Genomic DNA, 26,935 nt, shown 5'->3' on the forward strand with positions numbered 1-26,935 from the left:
CTTATACGGTCACTTTCTCTTCTACTCGTTTATGAAGAGCAATAAATTCTTCAGCCAGTTCTTTCACTGTAATTGCATTCATTAAATGATCTTGTGCGTGCACTAACAGTAAACTGATTTCTGCATGATTTCCTCTTGCCTCTTCTTGAATTAAATCCGTTTGAATACGATGCGCTGCTGAAATTTCCTCACTAGCAAGTTTCATCTTTTCACCGGCATTCCCGAAATCTCCTTGTCTTGCAAAAGCAATTGCTTCAAGCGCCGCACTTCTCGCATTGCCACCATGTAAAATTAACGCAAATGGAGTTTGCATATCAGACATTTTAAATTCCCCCAAGCTATATGTTTTCTATATTTTCATCTTATTATGAAAACGCATACAATTAAACATAAAAAACTTCCGTTATGTAACGGAAGTTTTTATATACTTTTTCAAAATGATAATAAAATCTCTTGAAAATCTTCAATTACCTCGGTCTGAGTAAGTTTCTCTATCGTAGTTTGACTAGACATAATATCATATAAAAAATCATAAAGCCTTTGCAAATCTTCATTATTATTGCGCTTTACACTAAATAAAATAATTACTTGTACTTTTTTATCTCCCCAATCAACAGCCTTTTCAAGTGTGCAAAACATCAAAAAAGTTTCCTCACTTAATAACTGCATCGGATGCGGGATTGCAACTGAATTCCCAACCGCTGTCGGAGACGTATTTTCTCTTTCCATAACAGAAGCATAAAAGTTTTCTGGTACATAGCGTTTCTCAGCAGCTTTCTCACATAAAAACTGAATAACATCCTCTTTCGTAGAAGCACTATGATTTAAAAAGATTAAATCTTCCTTAATATAAGGCTGCACACTAGTATTCACATGCGTAAACAACCGCTGACCAATCGATTTAATCTCTTTATCATCAAATATTGAATTCACTTTTATAACTGGAACAGGCAAGCCACTCGGTATATGAATCGTACTAATAATACAATCTATTTTTTCTTTATAAAGATCTTCTACTTTCAATTGATAATAGCCTGTAATACCTACAATCTCTAATTTATCTCGGAACTGTGATAAAATTTTATATTTTAATAGTTGTGCACTTCCTTGACCAGTCGCACAAACTAATAAGCATCTTTTCTTTTGATTTTGCTCCTGCAAACGGCTCATAGCTCCGCCGAAGTGAATTGCAATATAACCAATTTCACTTTCAGGGATCGATTCACCCGTATATTCACCAATGATATCTCCAACGAGAACCGCAATTTCAAAAGCATACGGATAATTCTTTTTCACTTCTGCCAAAAGAGGATTTCTCGTATTTAACTTATACTTCAAACGATTTAATAACGTTTTTAAATGAATACCAAATCCAAATAATAATTCCTCATCATAATAAAAAATAAGATTCCGTTCTTCCGCTACTTTAAAAAGAATATGTTGCATAAATGCATATATATCTTTTCCTAATAGCTCTTCTACATTTTCATAGCGATTTCTCGTTGTAACAGCAGTACTTAATAAATGCATCGTCACATATAATACTTCTTCTTCTGGAAATGAAAATTTTAACTCTTTCTCTAAATCTCCTAAAATTTGCTTCGCAATTGTATATTCTTTCTTTATTATAAGTTCTGATTGCTCCACATGCAGTCCTTTCATATAATGTTGACTTTGACAACGCTTTAATGCGATTGCAATATGAATGACTAAATTATCAATTTCTATATCAGATAAATATATTGTTCCGCCTTCAATATACTTTAATATAATTGAACGAATGAGTGATATATGCGGTAGCGATAAATATGTCTCCGTCTGCTCAAATTGCTCATGAAACGGAGTATGATCATAACGCGGTAAACCATATTGTGATAAACAAGAACGAATATTAAATTCCTCTCCAACAATACGTATACCATAATACGGTCTCTTCTCAATTTGTAATTTATAGCGACCACATATATCTGTAACATCTTTCATAATTAAATTGACCGTTGATTTGCTCACATACATCTCTTCCGCTAATTCTGAAAGCTTCACATATCCCTCTGTCATTAAAACACGCTGCAGAATGTACGCTATTCTTTCTTCATAAGAAGTTGGGATCTTTTCCGTCTGTTTTTGAAATAGACTCACACAAAAGTCTTCAAATTTCTTCTTTTTTATAATTTCTAATTCGTACCCATTCCCTCTTTGCGATTCGATTTTCGCTCCGTTTTCTTCCAATATATCATTTAATAATTTTATATCCTTTTGAATCGTCTTCGTTGATACATGTAAACGGCCTGCTAAAAAAGCTCGATTTAACATCGATTTCTCTTCTAAAAATTCCTCTAAAATAGAAATTAATCGCTGATGCACCTTTGTCATAGCTCTTCCTCTCGCTCTTTATATATAAAGGGGGAAAAGCTGCTGAAATCAGTAGTTTTTCCCCTTTATATTCTCTCTATTTCTTTAATGTAAATCCGAATTTATCCCATGCTTGTAAATAGTCTAGTAAGAAAATCTCTTCTTCTACAATTCGACCAACTACATTTGTTTTTCCTGTATTCACCATATCTTTTAATGCAATTTGTAATTCGCCTTTATACTGACCATATTGTTCATTATCAATTAATAAATCTCCACGCTTAATTTCACGCGTATTATGAGGTTTAAACTCTTCTTTTTTATATTTCACACGACTTTGTGTAGAACGAATCATATATTCAGATACATCTCCGCGATAAAAATGTGGTTCGTCTAATACGATAATTCTTTCTAGTTCTGTCGTTGTATCATATATTTCTATATCAAATGTTTGTTTCTCTTTATTTAATGCACCTAGTGCTTGTAATTCTTCTTCTGACGCATATGCGTTTGCAATAATAACATCATCAATTAATTCCGTCGCGAATAAATGTTTCGCCTGTGTTGTCATCGATAATTCACGATGCTGCTCTAATGTACATAACCCTTCTGTTACTGGCCAAGGTCCGTATGTTGCATCAAATGATGAAATAAAAGCAGCCGTTCTCATACCGTAATCTTTAAATTGTTTCGAGCATTTAATGAAATGATCGTATGATAACCCTGAATAACGATGCGGATAAAAATTATGACAACCAATTAAATTTTCACGATTTGGTCTGTGACTCATAATGTTATCTACATACTTCGTACCATTGCTCATATTAATCTCAATTTTCAAACCATACGGATTATAAGTCATAATTGATTCTTCTAATCCTGAGAAACCGACATCTAAACGAATACCGTACGCACCTAATTCATGGAAGAATGATAAATCATTATACGAAATACCTAATTGTTCAAAAACAGATGGACTAATATCAACTAATACTTGGAACCCTAATGCATTCGCATGAGAGATCGTTTCTTTAAATTCTTCTATAATTTTCTCTTTTTCTCCATCCACAGATAATAAACATGTGAACACACGTGTAAATCCATATTTACTTGCTAATGTTAAATACTCCTTATCTTTCTCTACTGTTGAATGTTCTGGATAAATAGAAATACCTAATCGTCTCATATGTACACGCCTCTTTCTTCATCATATTGTAAACCTTTTCAAATATATGTAGTGAAAAGTATATATCCCCTTCTTGTTCACTACTCTTTTGAATCCGCTTTCTTTAAAGAAAAAACAATTTCTATCATTCTTAACACCTACAAGTCTATACATCTATACTTTACATCTTTTTTTCATAGTTGTGTAGCTTTTACACAAATTTGTCAGTTTTTCACCTTAAAAATTGTTATCCGTTTTCAAGACACCTTCCTTGACTGTTGCATTGGCCAATACATATACTCGAAAGAAAAGAGAAAATTTTATATAGGGGATGAATATATGGGAGAAGCAATACTCGTAAAACGAGAACCGTTATGGACAAAAGAGTTTGTTGCTTTAATTTTTGCAAACTTATGTATGTTTTTAGGGTTTCAAATGTTAATTCCAACCTTACCTGTTTATGTGAAAGAAATTGGTGGCACAAGTTCCAATATCGGATTTGTTGTCGGCATGTTTACCGTTGCGGCACTTTTTGTTAGACCGCTAACTGGGAACGCCTTGCAAAAATTCAATAAAAAAATCATTTTAATGATCGGTACTGCTATCTGTTTACTCGCTATGGGCAGTTATCTTTTCGCCTCAACTATCTTTCTCTTGCTTGCTGTTCGTATTTTGCACGGAGCTGGTTTCGGTATTACAACGACTACATATGGAACTGTCGTTTCTGATTTAATTCCCTCAGCTCGCCGCGGAGAAGGCATGGGATATTTTGGCCTTTCTGGAACAATTGCAATGGCCCTCGGTCCACTTATCGGACTATGGCTTATGCAAACATATAACTTCACAATTCTTTTTTTATGTGCATTATCGTGCACAATTGTTTCATTAATATTAACGAAACTACTTCAAATCCAAAAAACGAAACAGCCTCCACAACAATCATCTAGTACTTTTCTCGATGGATTTATTGAGCGTAAAGCTTTACTTCCTTCATTATTAATATTATGTATTACATTAATGTACGGAGGAATCGGAAGTTTTATCACACTATTTGCTACAGAAGTCGGCATAGCTGATATTAGTCTCTTCTTTTTATGTAACGCACTAGCAATCGCTGTGACTCGTCCATTCTCTGGAAAGCTATATGATGCGAAAGGCCATACATTCGTCATCATTCCGGGAGTTATTATAACATTTACAGGTATTATTTTATTGTCGTATACGACGACAATTCCGAGCTTAATTATTGCTGCAGCATGTTACGGAAGTGGTTTTGGAGCGATTCAACCTGCACTACAAGCATGGATGATTGACCGCGTAGCACCGCATCGACGCGGCGTAGCAACGGCTACATTCTTCTCCGCATTTGACCTTGGAATCGGCGCTGGAGCGATTATATTTGGATTTATTGCTCATTTTACAAACTATGCAACTGTATATCGTTATTCCTCTCTATTACTTATTGCTTTTCTCTTCATTTACATTACAAGCATAAGAAAACAAAAGCATGGCGATAAAAACACGGAAAAAGCTGCTGGATAATTCAGTGGCTTTTTTTATCGTGTTAAAAGAATTATTTCCCCTCGTTTTGCTGTTATAAAACTACATGCATTTTCCTACATATTTTTTTAACTTTCATCAAAAAATATACGATGAACTCGCAGACGCTTTCCTTAATATTCGACTGAACAACATTATTCTAAAAAGTGTGATTTCTTTACAAAATTAAGATTTATACAAAGTAAAAACCAATGAAATGCAGTTGTTTCTTTAAGGGATTGTAAACTTTTCTTTCCTTTGTAAATTTAGTGTAAATTTTACTAGCAAACCGTTTACAGTGACTCAAGGTTCAGTTAATAATTACATCGTACATGAAATTTAAGGAGTGGAATGCGTGGAATATAATGTTCAAGATATGATCTTCCAGTTCATTGGTGGATTAGGTATTTTCTTATTCGGGATTAAATACATGGGCGATGGACTGCAACAAGCAGCTGGAGATCGTCTTCGCGATATTCTAGATCGTTTTACAACAAACCCACTTATGGGTGTACTAGCAGGTATGTTAGTTACTGTATTAATCCAATCCAGTTCAGGAACAACCGCTTTAACAGTCGGACTTGTAAGTGCCGGATTTATGACATTAAGACAAGCAATCGGTGTTATTATGGGTGCAAACATCGGTACGACAGTTACTGCATTTATTATCGGAATTAAAATCGGAGAATACGCTCTCCCAGTTATGGCAATTGGAGCAATCTTACTATTCTTCTTTAAAAATAAAAAAGTACATTCTGTAGGTCAAGTTGTATTCGGTTTTGGTATGTTATTCTTCGGTTTAGAGTTAATGAGTGCAGGTATGAAACCTCTTCGTTCTTTAGAATCATTCCAAGAATTAACAGTTAGCATGAGTGATAATCCAATTTTAGGAATTGTTGTCGGTACAGTCTTTACTTTAATTGTACAAAGCTCAAGTGCAACTATCGGTATTTTACAAGAACTATTCGGTCAAGGTGCAATCGATTTACAAGCAGCTCTTCCTGTATTATTCGGTGATAACATCGGTACAACAATTACAGCTGTATTAGCAGCAATCGGTACTTCAATTGCAGCAAGACGTGCAGCATTAGTTCACGTTATCTTTAATATTATCGGTACAATTATCTTTACAATTTTATTAATACCATTTACAAGTTTAATTCAATATTTCCAAACATCATTAAACTTGAATCCAGAAATGACTATTGCATTTGCACACGGAACATTTAACGTAACAAATACAATCATTCAATTCCCGTTCATTGCAGTGTTAGCATGGATCGTAACAAAAATTATTCGTGGTGAAGATGCAGCGATTGACTTCAAACCACAACATTTAAATCCAATCTTTATTGAACAATCTCCAGCCATCGCTTTAACTGAAGCTCAAAAAGAGATTATCCGTATGGCTGAGTTCTCATTACATGGATTAAAAGAAGCAAATCAATTTTTAAATACACAAGACAAAAAACACGCAAACATGGCTACTCAATTAGAAGGAGCTATTAACAATTTAGATAAAAAAATTACCGAGTATTTAGTTTTACTATCAGAAAAGCCACTTTCACCTACAGATTCTGAAAAACATTCTGTTTTAGCAGGTGTTGTTGGAGATATTGAACGTGTCGGTGATCATGTAGAAAACCTTGTAGAACTTGTAGATTTCCAAATTTCAAACCGTGTTTCACTATCAGATGAAGCATTAGCTGAATTAAACGAAATGCTTGAGTTAACAATTTCAACACTACAAGACTCAGTTGAAGCTTTAACAAACTTCGATACTGAACTAGCTCAAACTGTTATTGCCAAAGAACGCAAAATCGACCAAATGGAACGTGTTCTTCGTAAACGTCACGTATTACGTCTAAACGAACGCAGCTGTTCAGGTGATGCAAGTATCATCTTCGTCGATATGGTAAGTAACTTAGAGCGCATTGGCGATCACGCTGTAAATATCGCTGACGGTGTTTTAGGTGAACAAGGAAAAATCAATCTAAAACAATCATTATAATAAGAAAGAGACGCTAACTTAAGCGTCTCTTTTTTCATTATATTTTAACAACTGTTCTTCCTTTTAACTTTCCTTGCAATATAAGTGCAAACTTCTTCTCTAATTCTTCTAATGTACATTCTTCTGTATAAGATAGTAACTCTTTATTTCCCCATTCTTTCGCTAAAAGCGTCCAAACATCTCTTCTCACATCTACTGGGCATTGCACGGAATCTATCCCTAAAAGGCTTATGCCTCGTAAAATAAACGGATATACCGTTGTTTGTAGTTCCTGGCCTGCCACATTACCGCATGTCGTTACACAACCACCATACTTTACTGTTTTTAAAGCTGTTTCTAGCATATGTCCACCTACAGTATCGATAACTCCCGCGTATATCCCTTTTAACATCGGTCTTCCTGATTCATCATTCAATTCCGCGCGATGAATCACTTTTTTCACTCCTAGACGTAGTAGCATATCTTCCTCTTCCATTTTTCCTGTCGCTCCTACTACGTTAAACCCTAACTTACTTAATATACTAACAGCTACACTCCCTACGCCGCCTGTAGCACCCGTTACTAAAACATCTCCCATACTAGGCTTGATTCCTGCTCCAATAAGCTTATATACCGACAAAGCCGCAGTAAAACCTGCTGTCCCATACATCATACTTTCCTTTAATGACATTCCTTCCGGTAAAGGCACGACCCAAGATGATGGCACGCGAATATATTCTCCGAAACCACCAGAGGTATTCATACCTAAGTCATATCCCGTTACAATAACTTGATCTCCTGCTTTAATGGTAGCATCTTCACTACTCACAACCACTCCTGCAGCATCAATTCCTGGCGTATGAGGATATGTTCTCGTAACACCCTTATTACCAGTAGCTGAAAGAGCATCTTTATAATTTAATGAAGAATAATGAACTTGTATGAATACGTCTCCCTCAGGTAAACTACTTACTTCTCTCTCAACAACTTTTCTTACAAACTGATGATTTTCCTTTTCGTTCACAACGATTGCTCGGAATGATGTATGATTCATTATGCTCTCTCCTTTATCCGTCAAATTCTTCTTTATTATATAAAAGAAATAAGTAAGCTTACTCATCTCTTCTTGGCTATATTTCAACAAATCTTACTTCTCTATCACTTTCTCACAATATATATTTTCATTTCTACTAAAACAACTTATACTTATTCTACATCTCAAAAATATAATATAGAAAATCTGACTTTTTATAAATATATTGAATTTTTACGAAATGTAAATGTTTTGTAATGTTTTTTTTCGCTAAATTTCATTATAATAAGTGGATATGAGTGTCGTATTTCAATCCAAATGAAGGAGTACAGGAAATGGAGCAAAACCCATCTTTGCAAGAAAATACACGCAATAAACCGAAAAAAAATAAGAAAAAAATAAAAATTATTATAAGCGCTATACTATTCGTTTTATTAATAGGCGGCGGTTATACTTGGTTTTTAGTAAATAAAGCATCTTCTGCTGTTCGAAATGCCGCACACGATTTAGCACGCGGTGATAAATCTGATTTACGTGATAAGGCTGTAAAACCTATTACAAACAATGTCTCTGTTTTAATAATGGGTGTTGATGAAAGCGATGTCCGTGGAAAAGAATATGGTGAAGCTATAAGAACAGACGCGCTTTTACTTGCAACATTTAATAAAGATAGCAAAACTGTTAAACTATTAAGTATCCCACGTGACACATATACTTATATTCCAATAGAAAAGAAAAAAGATAAAATTACACACGCTCATGCATTCGGTTCTGCTAAAAACGGAAAAAATGGTGGACCACAAGCAAGCATTGATGCAGTTGAAAAATTAATGAATGTTCCTGTCGATTATTTTGTAAAATTCAACTTTAAATCATTTATAAAAATCGTCGATGACTTGGGCGGTGTTGAAGTTGATGTACCAGTTGAATTTACTGAGCAAGATAGCAATGATAATGCTGAGGCTATTCACCTAGAAAAAGGTGTTCAAAAGCTAAATGGCGAAGAAGCTCTTGCTCTTGCTAGAACAAGACACATCGATAGTGATGCAATGCGTGGACAACGTCAACAACTCGTTATCGAGGCTATTTTAAAGAAGCTAACAAGTGTTGGTTCTGTAACAAAAGTTGGCAACATCATTGATGATATTAACGGACAATTCGTTACAAACTTAACATTTGATGATATGCTTTCATTCTATAAATATGGATCGGATTCGGAAATTGAGAAATTACAAATCCAAGGTGATGATTGCTATATGGCAAAAGGTGACGATACTTGTAGCAAATCTGCTGGTGGTGGTCGAACTTACTACTACAATCCAGATAAAAAAGAATTAGCTAATGTTACAAATGAACTTCGTACTCATCTTGGGCTACCTGCATATACAAAGTCTGACTCAGACTCTGATTCGAAAAAGACAAAAGAATCTAAGTCTGAAAATTCAAGTGAACGCGAATCAAGTAACAATGAAGTGAAAAATAAGAACAAAAATAGCAGTGAAGATACAGAAACATCGTCTAACGACAATGAATAGTAAAGAAGCCGTACTCTATGGAGGTAGAGTACGGCTTCTTTTTATTTCTTCAGAATTAAAAATCAGAACTTTCTAACTATCTTTTTTAATATTTTTAAATTATAATAAATAGTAGCAATCTATTCCAATTATCAGGGGGCTTATACATATGAAAGCTGCAGTAAAACATAACATCTCAGATTTTAAAGACTACTTAAAATCCAACGATATATACATGGAAGAAAATATAGATGAAAATGATGGCTCTGTTCATTTTTCAGTAGGATTAGAGACTGAAGCTGGCGCAAAGATTCAACTTATCGCTGCTTTCCAAAACGAACATCCTACGGTGGATATATACTGCTTCAATGTTGCTCACGTACCTGATGCAACATCAACAAATGATATTTTACATGTCATCAATGAATTAAATACATCTTATCGCTTTGCAAAATTCACATTAAATAAGCAAAATGCAATTGATATTTCAACATCTCTTGCATTCTCAGAACCAAACTTTAATCCAGCACTTGTCTTTGAACATACGAGAATGCTATATAAATTAGCGAATGACGAATATAAAAACTTAATGAAAGTTATTTGGGCATAAATAAAAGGATGGGCTGCAAGCAGCCCATCCTTTTATTTCGATATCATATCAATCCACATCTTAACAGCAGTGCCGACAATTAAAATCGATAACATATATTGTAGTACTTTTTGATTTATCCTCTTCCCGACTCGCGCTCCAAGTGGCGCAGCAAATATACTTGCAACCGCAATAATTAGAGCTGGAATGATAACTACTTGTCCAGTAATCACTTTTCCAGTCGTAATCCCTACTGAGGAAATAAACGTAATAGCGATAGATGTCGCTATCGTCATGCGCAATGGTAATTTTAAAATAACTAGCATAATAGGAACTAAAAGAAACGCACCTCCAGCTCCAATAATGCCCGAAACACCTCCTACAATAAACGCTAACACACTTGCTAACCATTTATTATACTTAACTGCTCCACTATTATTTTTCTTCGGTACAAACATCATCATAGCTGCAATGGTCGCCAATACTGTATAAACAACATTTACAGCGTGTTCATCTAATAGATTTGCACTAAAACTTCCTATAAAACTTCCTATTAATATACTAGCTCCCATATACACAACTAACATTTTATTCATATCAGTACTTTTCCGATATGCCCAGGCACCTGCAAAAGTTGCAAAGAATACTTGTACTGCTGTAATACCGCTCACTTCATGTGACGTATAGCCAGTAAATCCTAACAATACCGGAATATATAAGATCATCGGATAATTAATAATTGCACCGCCAATTCCAACCATTCCTGATATAAACGATCCTATAAACCCAATTATAAAAAGTAATAATACTCCACTCACCTTACATCCCCCTCCTTCTAAAAAGAAGGTGATTAAATGAATAAGTTTACATTCCCATCCGAAGCATCTGCTAAATATGCCCCTACACCTGCAAACTCTACGCCTTCCATAATCTCTTCCTCTTTTAACCCTAATAAATCTACTGTCATTTGACAAGCTACAAGTTTAATCCCCTGTTCTTTTGCCAAATCAATTAAATCTGGCAAAGGCATTGCATTATGTTTTTTCATAATGCCTTTAATCATCTTTGGTCCCATACCAGCAAAATTCATTTTGGATAACCCCATCTTATCAGCACCGCGTGGCATCATTCTTCCAAATACTTTTTCTATAAATGTTTTCTTTACATTCACATGTTCATCTTTCCTTAAAGCATTTAATCCCCAGAAAGTATGAAAAATAGTAACCTCTTGATCATACGCCGCTGCACCATTTGCAATAATATAAGCAGCCATTGCTTTATCGTAATCTCCGCTAAATAAAACGATTGTTGTTTTCTTCTGTTGTTCCATATTGTTCTCCCTCCAATTACCTATAGGGGTATTTTATCATTTATAAAAAGGCTCAAATCATGTATCTCTGTACTATACGACTTTACCTTCCCATGCTAACATACCACCTACCACATTGATTACTTGAAAACCGTAACTTTCTAAAAATTGAACAGCTCTTGCACTTCTCCCGCCTGAACGACAAACGATAATATATTCCTGATTTTTATTTAATTCATGCATACGAAACTCTAATAGTCCTAGTGGAATATTACATGCTTCTGGAATTTTCCCTTCAGCTACTTCTTCTACTTCACGTACATCCACAATATTTACCACTTCTTTACGCAACAATTTTTCTTCTAATTCTTTTGTAGTCATTTCTTTCATTTTAAATTTCCTCCTCACAAACCATTCATACCACCTGAAACGTTTATTACTTGCTGAAACCCTAGTTTTTTCAATACCTTTGCTGCTTGCTTACTTCTCATTCCACTTTGGCAAATAACGATTACTTCCTTATTCTTATCTAATTGATTCGCCTTACTTGCTAGATCATTTAGGGGGATATTTTGAAAGCCTTTCATATGATTCCCTCTATATTCACCTACTGTACGGACATCAATAAAATACTTCCCCTTTTTCCCCACTATACTTTTCAATTCTTTGCCATTTATATTTTGAACACCTTTCACTGGTAAAAATCGTGAAATAACAAACCATGCAGCAAGTACAATGAAAAGCGTACTTAATATTGTGTTCATATAACCAACCTCTCTATATTTACAAAACTATTGCTTCACTACGCCTTCCTAATCCAAAACTTCAGCACATCGCCTTCTTCTTCAAGCTTTACGATGTCATGGCCACATTTATTTGCCCACGCTGGAATATCCTTAACTGACCCTTTATCCGTTACATGTATTTCTAACACTTCTCCAGTTTGTAGAGCATCCATTGCTCTCTTTGTCCTTACAATCGGCATTGGACATGCTAAACCTTTCGCATCTAACACTTGTTTTATATTCATCATCAATTCCTCCATTTTTTATTTATTTCATTATTCGTGCACTGCACAACGATTTGGACCAATCTCCATTTCACGCTCTTTATCCACACTTGGGTGAATTTTACCCATATTGGTTTGACGAATTTCTTCATATGCATTTGGCTGAGGTGGTAAGTTTTCTGTTACAACTTTACGGAACTCTCCCTCATCCTCAATATTTAATCCTGCATTATGCTCAAATAAATCTTTTAATTTTGCACTAACAATACCACTTTCGTTCATTTCACTTATTTTTGAATAATGAGCCGGTAACACAACTAAATTTTGAGATAGCTCTTTATATCGGCTATACAAAGTATTACGTAAATCACTCACCCAATCTTCAGCCTTACCAGCAAGATCAGGACGCCCAATTGAATCTACAAATAAAATATCGCCTGATAATAAATAAGAATCATCTACAATGAATGACGTACTTCCAATCGTATGTCCTGGTGAGTATAATGCGTCAATTACAATTTTAGTACCCCCCACCGTAATAACAGATCCTTCAACAAGCGGTTCGTATGAGAAAACAACTTCCTCTGCATCTTTTGGTGGTAACCAATACGTACCACCTACCTTTTCCGCTAACTTACGTCCTCCAGAAATATGGTCTGCATGTAAATGTGTATCCATTACATTCGTAATCGTAACGCCATGCTCTTTCGCAAATTCTTCATATGCCTCGGCTGTTCTTACTGCATCAATAACTGCTGCTTCACCATTTGAAATGACCATATAAGATAAACAGCCTTTTCCAAGACGGTTAAACTGATACATACTTCCGCCATTTTTTAAATCTCCAACTTTTACAGGCTTTACATGTTCACTCCATGCCTTCATACCACCAGCTAAATAATAAATATTTTCTAATCCAGCCTCTGTTAACTGCTCTGCCACAAATATAGAAGACCCTTCTTTTGCACATACTACTAAAACATCTTTATCCTTAGGTAATTCACTTACAATATGTTCTACACCATCTAACAAATCAAAATAAGGTTTATTAATAGAAGAAACTTGTTTTCCTTCAATTTTCCAATCTTCATAATCCTTCTCATTACGAACATCTAAAATAAACAACTCTCCGAATAAAACTTTCTCTGCAACATCTTTCGCTTTTAACGATTTAACACTCATTTAATTACCCCCATAGGTATATTTTCATTTAAAAAATTTTATTTTTTCACATTCCCTTGCCACTCTAACATACCTGGAATGACATTTTTCACATTTGCATAACCTTGCTCTTTCAACATGTGGCAAGCTACATCACTACGGTTACCAGTTCGGCAAACAACATAAATTTGTTTCGTCTGATCTAACGCTGCACTGTCTAACTCTCCTAACGGCATCGAAATGGCCGATGGAATATGACCAAAAGCGAATTCCGCTGCTTCTCGAACATCTAATACAATACACTCTTCCTCACTTAATAATATCTCTTCCAACTCTGCATTCGTAATTGTATGAGGATACTTTGCTACTTCATTCACTTCATGCTCATGCGCTTTCCTAATGTAATGCATCAAAACATCGCCCTCTTGTTTCGTCCCGATATATTGATGCCCTACTTTATTTGCCCAGCTTTGTATATCTACTGTAGATCCTTTATCTGTTGCCTTAATTTCAATCACTTGTCCTGATGCCAATCCTTCTATCGCCTTCTTCGTTTTCACAATCGGCATCGGACAAGCTAACCCTTTACAATCTAAACTCATATCCACTTTTATACTCATAGTTGATTCCTCCATAATTTATATACACATACCTGTAGGGGTATATTAAAATGTTTTTGAAAATCTGTCAATACTTACGTTTGACAGATTATCGGCTTTTTACAAGTAATTGAACAGCTTCTTTAATTAACTCTTCATTTGAACCATTACCACTTTCAAACTGTTCACGCAAACATTGCTCTAAATTCGTTCCAACAACGAGCCCAATTGTACGATCAAGGGCAGAACGAGATGCCGTTAACTGTGTAATAACTTCTCGGCAATCCTTTCCTTCTTCCATCATACGAAGCACACCACGAACTTGACCTTCAATACGTTTCAATCTATTTTTCATATCTTGATTATATTCCATCCTATAATCACCTCATTACCATTATGTCACTATTTATAACCTATGACAATATATTATACCCTATAGGGTATTTTGTAAACCCCTATTTTAAATTTTCACCTTATATGTTCGCAAAACAAAAAATAAAACCTTAATCTATAAGTTTTTATCTTCCACTAAATCTTGAAGTAGAAGATGAAAAATATCAATATACAACACGTTCTGGCAGTACTGTCCCATACAATTTAAAACCACCATCTACATTCTTTACCTTATATCCTTTTTCCATTAACATGCGCGCTGCAACATACCCTCTCATACCAAGTTGACAAGTGATATATATTTCTTTGTCCATTGGCACTTCATCCAATCGATCACGTAATTCATCTAACGGAATATTAATAGAGCCTTTAATCATTCCTTGTTTTAGTTCATTGGGCTCCCGAACATCTATAAGATATCCACCATTGTCAACAATACGATCTATTTCATGCCATTGTACCGTTTCCACAAAACCATCTACTATATTACTTGCGGCATACCCCACCATGTTTACTGGATCTTTTGCAGAAGAATACGGCGGGGCATATGATAATTCTAAATCTGGTAAATCGATTACAGCTAAGTTTGCCTTCATTGCCGTCGCGATAACATCTATACGCTTATCTACCCCGTCACGCCCTAAAGCCTGTGCTCCGTAAATCTTTCCGCTATCTTTATTAAAAATTAATTTTATTAGCACTGGCGTAGCATTCGGATAGTATCCTGCATGAGAATTTGCCTGTACATGTACTACCTCATAGGGTATATTTAATCGTTTTAATATTTTCTCATTTACTCCAGTCGAAGCAACTGTTAAATCAAAAACTTTAGCCACAGAAGTTCCCATCGTACCTTTATATAAAGACTCCGTATGGCCATGAATAATATCTGCTAACATACGACCTTGACGATTAGCGGGCCACGCTAAAGGAATCATCGTTTCTGTTTCTGTAACAAAATCTTTCACTTCAATCGCATCACCAATTGCATATACATACGGGTCAGATGTTTGAAATTTCTCATTTACCTTTATCGTTCCTCTAACTCCTAATGATAATCCTGCATCTTTCGCTAAACTACTCTCTGGTTGTACACCAATTGCTAAAATAATCATATCTGTTTTTATAACTGAGCCACTTTTTAAACGTACAACAGTCCCATTCTCTTCTAACGCATCTACACCATCTTCAAAAACAAGCTCAACATTGTGCACCTTCATATGCTCATGTACATATGCCGCCATTTCGTAATCAATTGGTGGCATCACTTGATTTGCCATCTCTACAAGAGTAACCTCAATCCCGCGTTCTCTTAAATTCTCAACCATTTCCACTCCAATAAATCCTCCACCAATAACCGTCGCATGACGTGGTTTCTTCTCATCAATATACGCTTTTATACGATCTGTATCAGGTACATTTCGTAACGTAAACAACGCCTTCGCTTCTTCAATGCCCGGAATAGGTGGAACAATTGGTTTCGCCCCTGGTGAAAGAATCAAAACATCATATTCCTCGTTATATGTTTCATCTGTAGTTACATTCTTTATCGTAATTGTTTTCTCTTCTTTATTAATCTTTACAACTTCACTCAATACACGTATATCTAAATTAAAACGTTTTGACATCCTTTCAACAGTTTGTACTAATAACTTTTGTCTTTCTGTAATGACACCGCCAATATAATATGGCAATCCACAGTTTGCGAACGAAATGTATTCACCGCGTTCAACCATAATAATTTCATCTTCCTCACTTAAACGACGAAGCCTTGCAGCTACTGATGCCCCGCCAGCAACTCCGCCTACTACAACAATTTTTCTAGACATATTTCGAACCTCCATATTATTTAATTTTCTCATGTATCACACAGAAAAACCTATACCTGTATGGGTATATGATAGAGTATAAAAAATTTATTTTCAATCAATATGTCTTTCTTTCACAAATTTGAAACAAAAAAAGAACTTAGATATTTCCAAGTTCTTTACGAATGAAGCAATCCATCGTTCTATCGTCATACTTCCTATAATCTCTTTGTAAAACTATACTCCATGTTCCCGCCTAGGGCTGCCACTGTATCACCAGTTTCTCTAAAATCATGTGTATATATTTTTTCAAATGAACCGAAATCTACTTGCTTATAAAATTCAAAACAAGGGAATCCATCATGCTCCCCTTGAATATCAATACTACCATCCTGTTTCACACATACATTTAATACATAATCCACAGGAGGTGCATATACATTTAATGGATTACTTGCACTCGCACTCATTTTGAATTGCACACCTTCAGAATTCCATGTGATATCAGTGCACACAATATTTTCTGTACTTGCTTTCCCTGTTCTTTTACTCACAGAACCATCTGGACTTGTAATCTTCTCGGTCGTAATACCCGTATTCGCATATGAAAACACTTCTTCTTTATAGAAATCAACTACTACCTCTTGCTCAACTCTAGAGCGCATCGCATTTACCGCATACGGTGTGAATTCACGTGAATCACCTTCGAATTGAATTACTTTTCCTGTTTCCATATCCTTCTTAGCCTCAGTCCAAGACATTGGAATAAATACACTGGCTCTAATTTTCACGATATTAGTCATAAGAAACACCTCTATAATTTTATTTTAGATGCTGAATGCTTATTAAATAAAACAGACCATAATTTCAATCCTAAAACCAATAGATTTCTCTTTTACTTTTCTATTTCCTTCTAAAAAATAACGCTATATTTATGTTTAGACTGTCGTTTTAAAGCTATATTCCATCTCTCCAGCTAGTGCTGCTGGGGTATCATCCGTTTTTCTGAAATCATGTGTGTATATCAATTCAAACGAACCAAAATCTACTTGTTTATAAAATTCATAGCAAGGGAAACCATCATGTACACCTTCAATATTCACAGTACCACTTTCATTAGCTCGTATAGTCAAAAAATAATCAGCTGCAGGTGCTGCTGCGTTTAAAGGATTACTTGCACTTGCTCTCATTTCAAATGAAACTTCATCTTCACTCCATACAATATTTGTACATACAATGTTTTCTGTACTTGTTTCTCCCTTTTGATACTCAATTGAGCCATCTGAATTTGTAATCTTCACGGTGACGATACAAGCATCTGCATATGTGAAAATTTCTCTTTTATAAAAATCAATATTCACTTCTTGTTCTAACCTTGAACGCTTTGTGTTCACTGCTTGTGGTGTAAACTCACGTGCATCTCCAGCATATTCAAACACTCTTCCTGTTGCAGGGTCCTTAATAGGTTCCAGCAATGCATATGGTGCAAATACACTCCCTCTAATTTTCACGATATTAACCATGTGAAACCTCCATTGATTCTATATTATATAAATCATTATTTGTTCTACCGACATAATATAGTCAATTTGATTGACTATATTATGTATAGTACAATAGGCATTACATATAGTCAACTTAATTGACTACAAGTGCGGAGGTTATATATATGGATCAAACATTTAACGAGTTAGATCTTACATCGCTTTTATCATTATCATTTAGCACATTAATTACTGAGCTACATGACAAATTAAGTGAATTAGGATTTGAGGATATTAGGCCAGCACATGGTTTTATGTTCAAACGCATCCTTCCTAATGGGGCAACTGGTATAGAGCTAGCTGAGTATTTAGGGATTTCCAAACAAGCTATAAGTAAAATGGTGGATTCTCTTGAGAATAGTGGCTACGTTACACGTAAAACACACCCTACTGATAAAAGGGGTAAAATCATTGTTTTAACCGAACGTGGTTTAGCAGTAATAAAAGCAAAAGAAGAAATAGTAGCTGAAATAGAGCAGCGCTGGATTGAAAACATAGGTACAGAACGAATGCAAATGCTAAAAGAAGATTTAACAACATTCGTTACTAAAGAAAATACAGAGAAATTATCATCAAATATACGACCTGTCTGGTAAACAAAAACGAATCCATTTTAATTCATCTTCTTCAAAATGGATTCGTTTTTCTATAGCTGTATTAAAAATCATGAATTTCTTTACATTTTATTCTACTGAATATATTTTTTACGCGGTATATAATTCCATAACTCTCTTCACAACCAACTCCGCTGTATTCTCCTCCGATGGCATCAATAAATTCGTAACCGGTCCATACACAACAGGGTTTAATTCCACTTCATACCCACCATATGAGAATTCTTCCTTCGTTGGTAAGTAACCAATATATCCATTCGTATATCCACCAAAGAAAGCTAATTCATTTTGAAGATTCTCTTTCACTTCTAATGCCGTTTCCGAAAAAGGTTCCATCGGTACACCTGAAAACATACCATCATTAACTTGAAACAGTTGCACTTCTAAATTGATACTTAATTGCCGAATACCTTGCTTATATTTCTCTAAAACGATAGTAAGCCATTCATCCGTATTCACACCCCACTGCTCTTCAGCTAACTGGGCCATGCTTCGTATCTCATCAATTTCAGGAATATCCTTCAACTTCATTTGCATCGTACTCGAAACTGTTCTTACATTTACAATCGGGCTATAAATAACTGTTGGAAGCATCGTTAATATATGTCCACTAAGTATGTGAGCCATTTGTTTTAATGCTTTCCTTGAACCTCGATACTTCGCATTCACATTACCAGCAGCACCTTGAACAATCATAACAGGACAATTTACGGTCTTCTCAAGAATCTCTCTTGTCATCCCCGGATAGTCTGCTGATAATACATCACTATCACCTTTTAAAACATTCGGATGCGCCGTACAAAATACTACAATCCCAGAGAACTCCTTCGTTTCAGCATCTCTTATTGCTAACATGCCAATTCGTTTATCTACAACACCACCTATATTTGTGCCCATCTTTGCTCTTCCATCAGATGTTCGCTCTCTTCGGTTGACCCCAATATCACCTGTCGTAACACCCCAGCCTACTTCGCATCGCTTCAAGTTTTTATTCGCAGTAACAGCACCGTGTACTACATTATTTACTAAAATCGTTTTATACGACTGTACGAGCGGATTATCACCGACCGTTTCTGGACCAGAGTGGGTATGTGTATAAACAACTGTTATTTGCTCAAATGGAACATGAAGTTCTCTTGCTACTCGCTCACGAATCATATTCGTATCTTCTATTAACATTCCAATATTATCAATGCTTATAAACACAGTTTTCATTTCATCTTTTTCAAATACAAAAACCGTTCCATAAATACGTTCTTCAATATTATTTATTCCTGTCTCTCTATGGTATCCGACAAAATCAATACCTATAGGCGGCGTAATATCCACCTTACCTACCCCTACTTTGCCCATTTGAACCTCTCCATTTCTCTATGTAACTCCCTTTTTTCAAGAATAACATATTTAACTTAGTTCCAAATAAAAAGAACGGACACAGTATCCTATGTCCGTTCTTCCCCTCACACATACTTCCGATGCACCATCTTCCCATCATAAGAAAACACAACGCCCTTACTCTCCACAATAGACTCCATATGCACCGTTCTTCCCCATAGCTGATGAAGATATGGTAATACCTTTTCTAAGTATTTTAAATCGAGCTCGATTCCTTCGTAACTATGTTTAATGTATAATTCTCCGTTCTTTAAGTAGTCTCCATCTTCTACTACTAAGTACGGGAACCCACCATTTGTCCGCATATTTACAAGTTGATCACGCACATTTTCCCATTCTTTATCTATTACTTTATATTCTTTTCCTTGGCGCTGGAATAAGTACATATCTTCTCGCATAACAAGATCTTTATTTAAGTAGTTTCTTAGGAACGATACGTCCCATTCAATTTCGCGTACTTCAAACATTTTGTCACGGCCAGATCCTGGTTTTACGCCTCGTCGCTTCATTTCTTCTGTTGGATTGTTGTACCGTTCTTCAATATCTTCAAAGATTTTAATACCTAGGTAGTATGGATTAATACTTGTTTTTGATGGCTGTACAACACCTGCATTTAATTTCGCAAATTCAATAGCTTCATCAGAGGTTAAGTCCATTTCACGAAGTATGCGTTGATGCCAGTAGGATGCCCAGCCTTCGTTCATGATTTTCGTTTCAAGCTGTGGCCAAAAATATAACATTTCTTCGCGCATCATCGTTAATATATCACGCTGCCAATCTTCTAACTCACGGCTATATTCTTCAATAAAGAGCAGTAAATCTTTCTCTGGTTGTGGCGGCATTTTCTTCTTTTTACGCACATTAGAACGTTCCTGCTTTTTATTGCGATTATCTAAATTCCATAAATCATCGTATTGCGACACCTTTTTCTTTTCTACTTCTTCATCTTCTAAATCATCAATACTCCATGCGAGCTTCGGACGCATAAGCGACGGATCAATATGCTCTTGAATGGCAAGTACGGCATCTAAAAATGTTTCTACCTCTGCCTTTCCGTACTTATGCTCATACGCTTTCACACGGTCTGCTGTTGCCGCCATACTCTCTACCATATCTCGCTTCGTATTTGAAAAACGAATATTATTTTTGAAGAAATCACAGTGTGCTAAAACGTGCGCTACAATTAATTTGTTTTGAATTAACGAGTTCGTATCTAATAAAAAGGCGTAACATGGATCAGAGTTAATAACGAGTTCGTATATTTTACTAAGTCCCAAATCGTATTGTAATTTCATTCTGAAAAATTGTTTTCCAAAACTCCAATGTGAAAACCTCGTCGGCATCCCATATGCACCAAATGTATAAATAATTTCTGCTGGACATATTTCATAACGCATCGGATAAAAATCAAGCCCAAATCCAGTCGCAATTTCCGTAATTTCTGCAATCGCATATTGCAGTGCTTTATCGTCACTTGCTCTCATTATTTTCCCTCCTTACACTTTCCCTTAAGAAAGTGTATGATGGAGAACAAGCTTTCATGAAAAATAAACGTAGTTACTTCATTTATTCAATTTAAAGATTTAATATCCCCCTCATTCATCACCTATTTATAAATCTGAAGGATATTCAGCTGCTTGTCTAATTAATTTTTTAGTTTTAATATTGACATTATATAAAATAAAAACGATTAAATAAGATGATGGTTTATACTACATCGTCCTATTTATTCAATATGTAAATTCTTTAGCCTTTTCATACTTTCAAAAATTCTTCAATTAAAATTCTCCTCTTTAGTTTATGAAACAGGTAGCCTACCTCTCTTATTGATTAATCTTTCGTTTCAAATTTGTCATGGATATCACATCCTGATAATGCCATTCAATCAATTTAACTTTATTTCCCTTACATTTTTCTTTTTTTAATGCATCGAGTTTTTGACGATACAGAAAAGTATCTTCTCCTCCAAAAAATTCAACAGGCTCATAATGTTATTGTCCTTGAAATTCAATAGCAGTTTTCAAACTAGAAATATACACATCAAGAGACTATTTATCAAGTCAATCTGCTCTATACTGGAAAATTGCGTCCGGATAATGTTTTACTACGAGTTTAAATAACTCCGCTTCATTCTTCCATTTAACCTTCGCATCTCCACTTAACATGAGTTGTTGATAAATTTCTTCTCGATGTCCTTTATCATCTTGGATACAAATTTGTGTATATCCTTTCCCCCATAAAATCTTACTTTATAATAAATAAAACGATACAGCGGTGGCATTTGCCCATAGTCATGAAGAATTTTCATCTTTTTACTCCAATCATTTGATAGTATCTTTCATTATATAATCCTCGTTATTTCCATCTAAATTCCTGCATAATATCTGAATACTTTTTCTATACTCAATTGTTGTTATCCTGTTTCAAAATATATAAAACCTCACTAAATTGTTCCTAATGTTTATGCTCTGAAGAATGATTTGTATTATTGCAATTCATTCTTATAATGTAGTTACTTCTGGCATTACGCTTTAACCTTTTTTGAATTTCTCGACTCCAACTGCTCTGTAATGTTCCTTTGTAATTTAAAGCTTGCTGTATCAAATCCCATTGATCCTCACGCTTTAAGTCATAAAAATTTTTCTCTTTTAAAACCCACTTGAGCTTTTGTAATTTGTCCGTTGTTAAACGATCAATGTGTCTTTGTGGCAGCACCACTTTTTCGTACAATCTATCTTTCAAAAATGAATGTAATTTCAACTTTCGAATCTGTTCTAAATTAATAAAGCTACCACTGTTTTGATAAGCCTTTTCAATAACACTTATTGGAATATCAGGGTGAATGAAATATCTTTTAATATCAGATTTATTGACCCCTAATTTTTTCGAAATTGTATCTATGCTTTTTTCATCATAAACCATTTGACTGATTAATATGTGTTTATCTATCCATTTGGTAACTTGGTGATGGAACATTCTCTGTAACAACTTCAACCTTTGTTCTGTCTCATTAGAATAAGGCTGTACAACGCAATAGACTGTATTATATTGTAGGTTCTCGAGATAAGCTATATATTCTGGAAACCCTGACACAAGCCAATATTTATCCTCAAACTTATCTTTTTCAACTATGATGCTACTACTTAACATACTTCCTTGTTCCAAAGCTCGAACTAGTTTCTTCACAGCACTTTTTGAAACATGTTCAGCATAAATAGGGACGATGCTTTGTATTTTCACCAACTCTAAGCGAATATTACTAAGCTGCATGTTCTCTTCTCCCCTTCTTTTATTTATAAACCATATGAAAAAGGAAGAATGTCTTATAACAAAAAGGTACTGAAGCCTATTAGGACGACAGTACCTTTTTGTTATAAATTCACTTCACAATATTACCCCATTATTTAGTATTACGCATTCAAAACCCTATTAATTATTTTTAAGCCTAGCTAATCTCCGTGATAATTTACACTCTCTAACAACTCTCTTAATACATCTTCCACATCATTTATACTTTATTTTAAAATAATTAGATTTGGTTCATTTAATTGTTTAACATCATTTTCTATATCTTCATCACTATTTCCAAAAATATCATGCAAATTAAATACTTCCTTTTAAACCTTTCTTAAAATAAGACATCAGTACTTTAACCTCAATATACTCAGTTGGAACTTGCTATCTTTAATTAAAAACTGAATACCTTGTTACCTTACTATTTCTTCAGGAGTAATTAAAACTCATTTCTTTCTAATTGGATCAAAAAAGCATTTTTGTCCATTTCTTATAAATATTTTTGGAATTTCATATTTGTTATACCTTACAGATTAATACATGATTTCTACCCAATTCAATCTTTCTATATTTCAAACATACATATAGAATTTTATGTTAAATCAATCTAACATTTCTTGTTTTTCACAAAAAACCTGTAATATCCTTCGATAATATTGTAATATTTTAATTATATTATAGGAAAATTTTATCATGAAGGGAACGATTTGAATGCCATTACCATTTATTCCATTAGCTGTTGCTGCTGGTGCTGCAGTTGCCACTGCAGTCGCTGGAAAAAAAGGACATGACTCATACAAAAACATGAAAGAAACAAAGAATATTGCTCAATCGATGGATAAGCAATACAAAACTGTATTTAATATATTTGATCAAGTACGTCAAGATACAAATACTCAATTTGAAAAGTATGGAGAATTAAAACTGAATATTCTTAATGGAACAATGAAAGAATTCATTTCAGAATTCAAGAAGTTAAAAAATGTTGATTTTACAGATAAAACAACTATTGATTCTCTAGAAGATGTTTCTGATTCTAAACACTTCATGCAAGAAATAGAAAAACAAGTCATCGCTGCATCTGATCTATTAAAATCTGGCGTTTCTGCAATTGCTGGCGGTGGACTTGCAGCTTTCGGAGCACTCGGAGCAGCAACAACATTTGGTGCCGCTTCAACTGGGACAGCTATTGCTTCTTTAAGCGGAGTAGCAGCGACCAATGCAACGTTAGCATTTTTAGGTGGTGGATCACTGGCTGCTGGTGGATTAGGAATGGCTGGTGGCATGGCTGTTCTAGGTGGAATTGCTCTTGCTCCTGCTTTAGCATTAGGAAGTATGATCTTTGCTGCATCCACTAAAAAGAAGCTAGAAGAAATGAAAATTAAAAAAGAAGAAGTTTCAGTAGAAATGCAAAAATTACAAAGTGCCACTTCTATCTTAAAAGAGATAAAATTGTACACTATTAAATTATCAAACTTAACAACTGAAACAACTACACTTTTTGCTGATTATATTGCAACAATGAGTTCTATCATCGATGAAAAGGGTATCGACTATCGTAACTTCTCCGATGATGAACAACTTGCGATCCGTTATACTGCTGAACTTGCAATTATTTTGAAAAAATTATTAGATACACCTGTTATTGATGAAGGTGGCAACCGATCCAAAACCTTGGAAAATATTCTTAAAACCACAGAAAAATCAATTAAACACATGTACTAGGTAATTGCATATGAAGAAAAATCTAGATATTCTCGCAACTCAAATTGTAGCTGAGCAAATTGAGCGCTATGGAAATGCTACTATTGAAACATTTGCTGGAATGGATACACTAACCAAAGTAGCAAAACAATATATGAACTGTTCACCCAATATCACACAAGGACGGCTTTTTGAAATTCTTGAAGCAACCAAATTTAATAAAGACGCAGCCTTAAAAGGTGAAAGTTTGCGTGCTTTTACAACAGACTCTTTAGGAGATCCACATGCCGCGGCTGATATCTTAATCAAAGATGGGGATACATTAATTAAAGAAGTACAAGCAAAGTCTGGTGCTAAAGCTGCATCACTAGCAAGAATGGTATCGAGCGAAAAGTATGGGGATATGGATCGTTTAGTTAACAGTGAAAAAGCTGATAAAGTAAAAGAATTAGTTGAGAAACGTGCAAATTCCCAAAGTATTTATGCAAAAGACTACGAACAAGCAGCTCCTCACATAAACGGAAAACTAGAAGCAAACAACATTACAAGTGGTGGCACTACATATGAGGAAGCTTTAAAAGCTACAAATCAACCACAAACATACGCACTAAAAGAAAAAATATATACATTTGCTGAAGGAACATTCTCTTCTATGATGAATGGTGCTTTAGCAGGGGCATGTGTAGGTGGCGGAGTATCACTTGTACAACAAACTGTTGAGATTTGTAAAAGCGAAAAGCAAATAAAAGATGGATTTATACAAGTAGGAAAAGATAGTGGCAAACAAGCTGGAAAAAGCGCTGCTGTTGCAGGCATTGCTCATGGCATTAAATTTATTGGTAAAGATAGTGTGATGATGAAAGGAAACGTAGCAGCAGCTCTTGCTTCTTCAGCTGTTCGACTAACGGAAAGCTCCTACCAACTCATAAAAGGAAAATTATCTATTGAAGAATTTTTAGAAATAGTTGGTGAAAACGCTGTTACTACTTTTTCTGGAATTGTATTCAGCGCAGCAGGAGCAATGCTTCTCGGTCCTGTCGGTGCAGCTGTCGGCGCCACCGTCGCTATGCTAGGAATGAAACAACTTTATGGAGCATTCACTCGTGCTCAACAAGAATTGGAATTAACAATTGAGGAACGAAAAAGAGCTGAAGAATTAAGTAAAGTCCTTATAGATTACATTAAACAAGAAGAAGAACGTATTTGTAACTTTTATCAAGAAACTGGTGCAAAAATAGAACACGTAACTGGATTGGTTAAACAAACGATTCATACAGGTGAAAATATAGAAGCGACTATTCATCAACTTGCCGAAAATTTAAACGTCTCGTTTAAATTTAAAAATCAAGATGAGTTCAATTCATTTATGCTAAGTGAAGAGTCATTCATATTATGATAACTTTTCCTTGTACCCAATGTGGAATCTGTTGTCAAAACATACAAGGTATTGACTCCCTATCTCATTTAAACAGAGGTGATGGCTGTTGTATCCATTATGATATTGACAATCGGTCATGTAAAATTTATGAAGAACGTCCTCTTCTCTGCAATATCGAACTAGCATATGAGGAGCTTTTTAAAAAATCTATATCAAAAAAGGACTTTTATCTCCTAAATGCTAAATCATGTAATGAATTACAGGAAATGCATAACATCTCTTCCATATATAGAATTGATATTAAACAAATTGATGAATAAATACAAACAAGCACATCCTAATTGAGGAATGTGCTTGTTTGTATTTATTCTCCCTACGCCTATTTAAATTAATTACATATTTATGATTATCATATAAAAGAGTAGCTTCTCTACATAAAAAATATAACAAATAAACCTTTATTCTCAAAAATTATCAACATAGCTAGATTGCTATTTCATAGTCTTCTCAAAAACAAAAAACATCCTTGTTTTTAACAAGGATGC

The 26,935-nt window shown here is 34.8% G+C and carries 26 protein-coding genes; 8 read left to right on the plus strand and 18 right to left on the minus strand.

All coding sequences use genetic code 11. The features are described 5' to 3' along the window. Position 1: 1 nt before the first annotated feature. The 3 genes from HMAS_RS20105 to HMAS_RS20115 form a co-directional block, all read right to left on the minus strand. Complete coding sequence (locus tag HMAS_RS20105; RefSeq protein WP_001282173.1) at positions 2 to 322, minus strand: PTS lactose/cellobiose transporter subunit IIA; 321 nt, start codon at positions 320 to 322, stop codon at positions 2 to 4. 110 nt (positions 323 to 432) lie between these two features. Further along, on the minus strand, positions 433 to 2,373 hold the full coding sequence (locus tag HMAS_RS20110; protein ID WP_025709940.1) for a BglG family transcription antiterminator: 1,941 nt from the start codon (positions 2,371 to 2,373) through the stop codon (positions 433 to 435). A 76-nt stretch (positions 2,374 to 2,449) separates the two neighbouring features. Next, on the minus strand, positions 2,450 to 3,538 hold the full coding sequence (locus HMAS_RS20115) for a DUF871 domain-containing protein (RefSeq protein ID WP_001253353.1): 1,089 nt from the start codon (positions 3,536 to 3,538) through the stop codon (positions 2,450 to 2,452). Between the two features lie 318 nt (positions 3,539 to 3,856). Between HMAS_RS20115 and HMAS_RS20120 the strand changes: the two genes are divergently transcribed. Both HMAS_RS20120 and HMAS_RS20125 read left to right on the plus strand, forming a co-directional pair. Then, the gene (locus tag HMAS_RS20120; protein ID WP_000503239.1) at positions 3,857 to 5,059 is read left to right on the plus strand and encodes an MFS transporter; all 1,203 of its coding nucleotides are present in this window, start codon (positions 3,857 to 3,859) and stop codon (positions 5,057 to 5,059) included. A 352-nt stretch (positions 5,060 to 5,411) separates the two neighbouring features. Further along, positions 5,412 to 7,067, plus strand: coding sequence for a Na/Pi cotransporter family protein (locus HMAS_RS20125; RefSeq protein WP_000456269.1), 1,656 nt, complete (start codon positions 5,412 to 5,414; stop codon positions 7,065 to 7,067). 37 nt (positions 7,068 to 7,104) lie between these two features. Here HMAS_RS20125 and HMAS_RS20130 read toward each other — a convergent pair whose 3' ends face one another. After that, the gene (locus HMAS_RS20130) at positions 7,105 to 8,100 is read right to left on the minus strand and encodes a YhdH/YhfP family quinone oxidoreductase (RefSeq protein ID WP_001016959.1); all 996 of its coding nucleotides are present in this window, start codon (positions 8,098 to 8,100) and stop codon (positions 7,105 to 7,107) included. Between the two features lie 314 nt (positions 8,101 to 8,414). Here HMAS_RS20130 and HMAS_RS20135 point away from each other — a divergent pair, with 314 nt between their 5' ends. Further along, positions 8,415 to 9,614 (plus strand): LCP family protein, encoded by a 1,200-nt coding sequence (locus HMAS_RS20135; RefSeq protein ID WP_000437391.1) that lies wholly within the window; start codon positions 8,415 to 8,417, stop codon positions 9,612 to 9,614. A 148-nt stretch (positions 9,615 to 9,762) separates the two neighbouring features. After that, entirely contained in the window at positions 9,763 to 10,203 is a 441-nt protein-coding gene (locus HMAS_RS20140; RefSeq protein WP_000642362.1) for a hypothetical protein, read from the plus strand. Between the two features lie 32 nt (positions 10,204 to 10,235). Here the strand turns inward: HMAS_RS20140 and HMAS_RS20145 are convergent, their stop codons facing one another. The 11 genes from HMAS_RS20145 to HMAS_RS20195 form a co-directional block, all read right to left on the minus strand. Then, the gene (locus tag HMAS_RS20145) at positions 10,236 to 11,000 is read right to left on the minus strand and encodes a sulfite exporter TauE/SafE family protein (RefSeq protein ID WP_000017251.1); all 765 of its coding nucleotides are present in this window, start codon (positions 10,998 to 11,000) and stop codon (positions 10,236 to 10,238) included. A gap of 32 nt (positions 11,001 to 11,032) precedes the next feature. After that, positions 11,033 to 11,512: a DsrE/DsrF/DrsH-like family protein gene (locus HMAS_RS20150; protein ID WP_000437742.1), complete on the minus strand. Its 480-nt coding sequence runs from the start codon at positions 11,510 to 11,512 to the stop codon at positions 11,033 to 11,035. A 72-nt stretch (positions 11,513 to 11,584) separates the two neighbouring features. Further along, positions 11,585 to 11,881: a rhodanese-like domain-containing protein gene (locus HMAS_RS20155; RefSeq protein ID WP_044306906.1), complete on the minus strand. Its 297-nt coding sequence runs from the start codon at positions 11,879 to 11,881 to the stop codon at positions 11,585 to 11,587. A gap of 14 nt (positions 11,882 to 11,895) precedes the next feature. Next, positions 11,896 to 12,255 (minus strand): rhodanese-like domain-containing protein, encoded by a 360-nt coding sequence (locus tag HMAS_RS20160; RefSeq protein ID WP_001092318.1) that lies wholly within the window; start codon positions 12,253 to 12,255, stop codon positions 11,896 to 11,898. Between the two features lie 38 nt (positions 12,256 to 12,293). Continuing rightward, entirely contained in the window at positions 12,294 to 12,524 is a 231-nt protein-coding gene (locus HMAS_RS20165; RefSeq protein WP_002093886.1) for a sulfurtransferase TusA family protein, read from the minus strand. 27 nt (positions 12,525 to 12,551) lie between these two features. Beyond that, complete coding sequence (locus HMAS_RS20170) at positions 12,552 to 13,682, minus strand: MBL fold metallo-hydrolase (protein WP_025709936.1); 1,131 nt, start codon at positions 13,680 to 13,682, stop codon at positions 12,552 to 12,554. 38 nt (positions 13,683 to 13,720) lie between these two features. Continuing rightward, positions 13,721 to 14,281 carry a sulfurtransferase TusA family protein gene (locus tag HMAS_RS20175; protein ID WP_025709935.1) on the minus strand — a complete coding sequence of 187 codons (561 nt, stop codon included), beginning with the start codon at positions 14,279 to 14,281 and terminating at the stop codon, positions 13,721 to 13,723. An 88-nt stretch (positions 14,282 to 14,369) separates the two neighbouring features. Beyond that, positions 14,370 to 14,633: a metal-sensitive transcriptional regulator gene (locus tag HMAS_RS20180; protein ID WP_000456206.1), complete on the minus strand. Its 264-nt coding sequence runs from the start codon at positions 14,631 to 14,633 to the stop codon at positions 14,370 to 14,372. 184 nt (positions 14,634 to 14,817) lie between these two features. After that, positions 14,818 to 16,482 (minus strand): CoA-disulfide reductase, encoded by a 1,665-nt coding sequence (cdr, locus tag HMAS_RS20185; RefSeq protein WP_044306905.1) that lies wholly within the window; start codon positions 16,480 to 16,482, stop codon positions 14,818 to 14,820. A gap of 197 nt (positions 16,483 to 16,679) precedes the next feature. Then, positions 16,680 to 17,264, minus strand: a complete 585-nt coding sequence (locus HMAS_RS20190; RefSeq protein ID WP_044306904.1) for a DUF3238 domain-containing protein — start codon at positions 17,262 to 17,264, stop codon at positions 16,680 to 16,682. A gap of 135 nt (positions 17,265 to 17,399) precedes the next feature. Continuing rightward, positions 17,400 to 17,984: a DUF3238 domain-containing protein gene (locus HMAS_RS20195; RefSeq protein WP_044306903.1), complete on the minus strand. Its 585-nt coding sequence runs from the start codon at positions 17,982 to 17,984 to the stop codon at positions 17,400 to 17,402. Between the two features lie 146 nt (positions 17,985 to 18,130). Here HMAS_RS20195 and HMAS_RS20200 point away from each other — a divergent pair, with 146 nt between their 5' ends. Then, the gene (locus HMAS_RS20200; RefSeq protein WP_044306902.1) at positions 18,131 to 18,601 is read left to right on the plus strand and encodes a MarR family winged helix-turn-helix transcriptional regulator; all 471 of its coding nucleotides are present in this window, start codon (positions 18,131 to 18,133) and stop codon (positions 18,599 to 18,601) included. Positions 18,602 to 18,709: 108 nt separating this feature from the next. Here HMAS_RS20200 and HMAS_RS20205 read toward each other — a convergent pair whose 3' ends face one another. From HMAS_RS20205 to HMAS_RS20220, 3 genes are all read right to left on the minus strand, one after another. After that, positions 18,710 to 19,972: a neutral/alkaline non-lysosomal ceramidase N-terminal domain-containing protein gene (locus HMAS_RS20205; protein ID WP_069604138.1), complete on the minus strand. Its 1,263-nt coding sequence runs from the start codon at positions 19,970 to 19,972 to the stop codon at positions 18,710 to 18,712. A gap of 107 nt (positions 19,973 to 20,079) precedes the next feature. Next, positions 20,080 to 21,498 carry a stage V sporulation protein SpoVR gene (gene spoVR / locus HMAS_RS20210; protein ID WP_116344985.1) on the minus strand — a complete coding sequence of 473 codons (1,419 nt, stop codon included), beginning with the start codon at positions 21,496 to 21,498 and terminating at the stop codon, positions 20,080 to 20,082. A 970-nt stretch (positions 21,499 to 22,468) separates the two neighbouring features. Next, positions 22,469 to 23,284 (minus strand): hypothetical protein, encoded by an 816-nt coding sequence (locus HMAS_RS20220; protein WP_116344986.1) that lies wholly within the window; start codon positions 23,282 to 23,284, stop codon positions 22,469 to 22,471. A gap of 735 nt (positions 23,285 to 24,019) precedes the next feature. On the opposite strand from HMAS_RS20220, the gene HMAS_RS20230 reads away from it, so the two are divergent. Genes HMAS_RS20230 through HMAS_RS28380 form a run of 3 tightly spaced genes read left to right on the plus strand, consistent with a single transcriptional unit; the run spans position 24,020 to position 26,710 of the window. Continuing rightward, positions 24,020 to 25,033 (plus strand): hypothetical protein, encoded by a 1,014-nt coding sequence (locus HMAS_RS20230; RefSeq protein WP_001130767.1) that lies wholly within the window; start codon positions 24,020 to 24,022, stop codon positions 25,031 to 25,033. 10 nt (positions 25,034 to 25,043) lie between these two features. Next, complete coding sequence (locus HMAS_RS20235; RefSeq protein WP_116344987.1) at positions 25,044 to 26,408, plus strand: hypothetical protein; 1,365 nt, start codon at positions 25,044 to 25,046, stop codon at positions 26,406 to 26,408. Further along, complete coding sequence (locus HMAS_RS28380) at positions 26,405 to 26,710, plus strand: YkgJ family cysteine cluster protein (protein ID WP_116344988.1); 306 nt, start codon at positions 26,405 to 26,407, stop codon at positions 26,708 to 26,710. Before HMAS_RS20235 ends, HMAS_RS28380 begins: the two co-directional genes overlap by 4 nt. The last annotated feature ends 225 nt before the right edge of the window (positions 26,711 to 26,935 follow it).

This window comes from Bacillus sp. HMA207, from assembly GCF_003402455.1.
GTDB classification, from domain to species: domain Bacteria; phylum Bacillota; class Bacilli; order Bacillales; family Bacillaceae_G; genus Bacillus_A; species Bacillus_A cereus.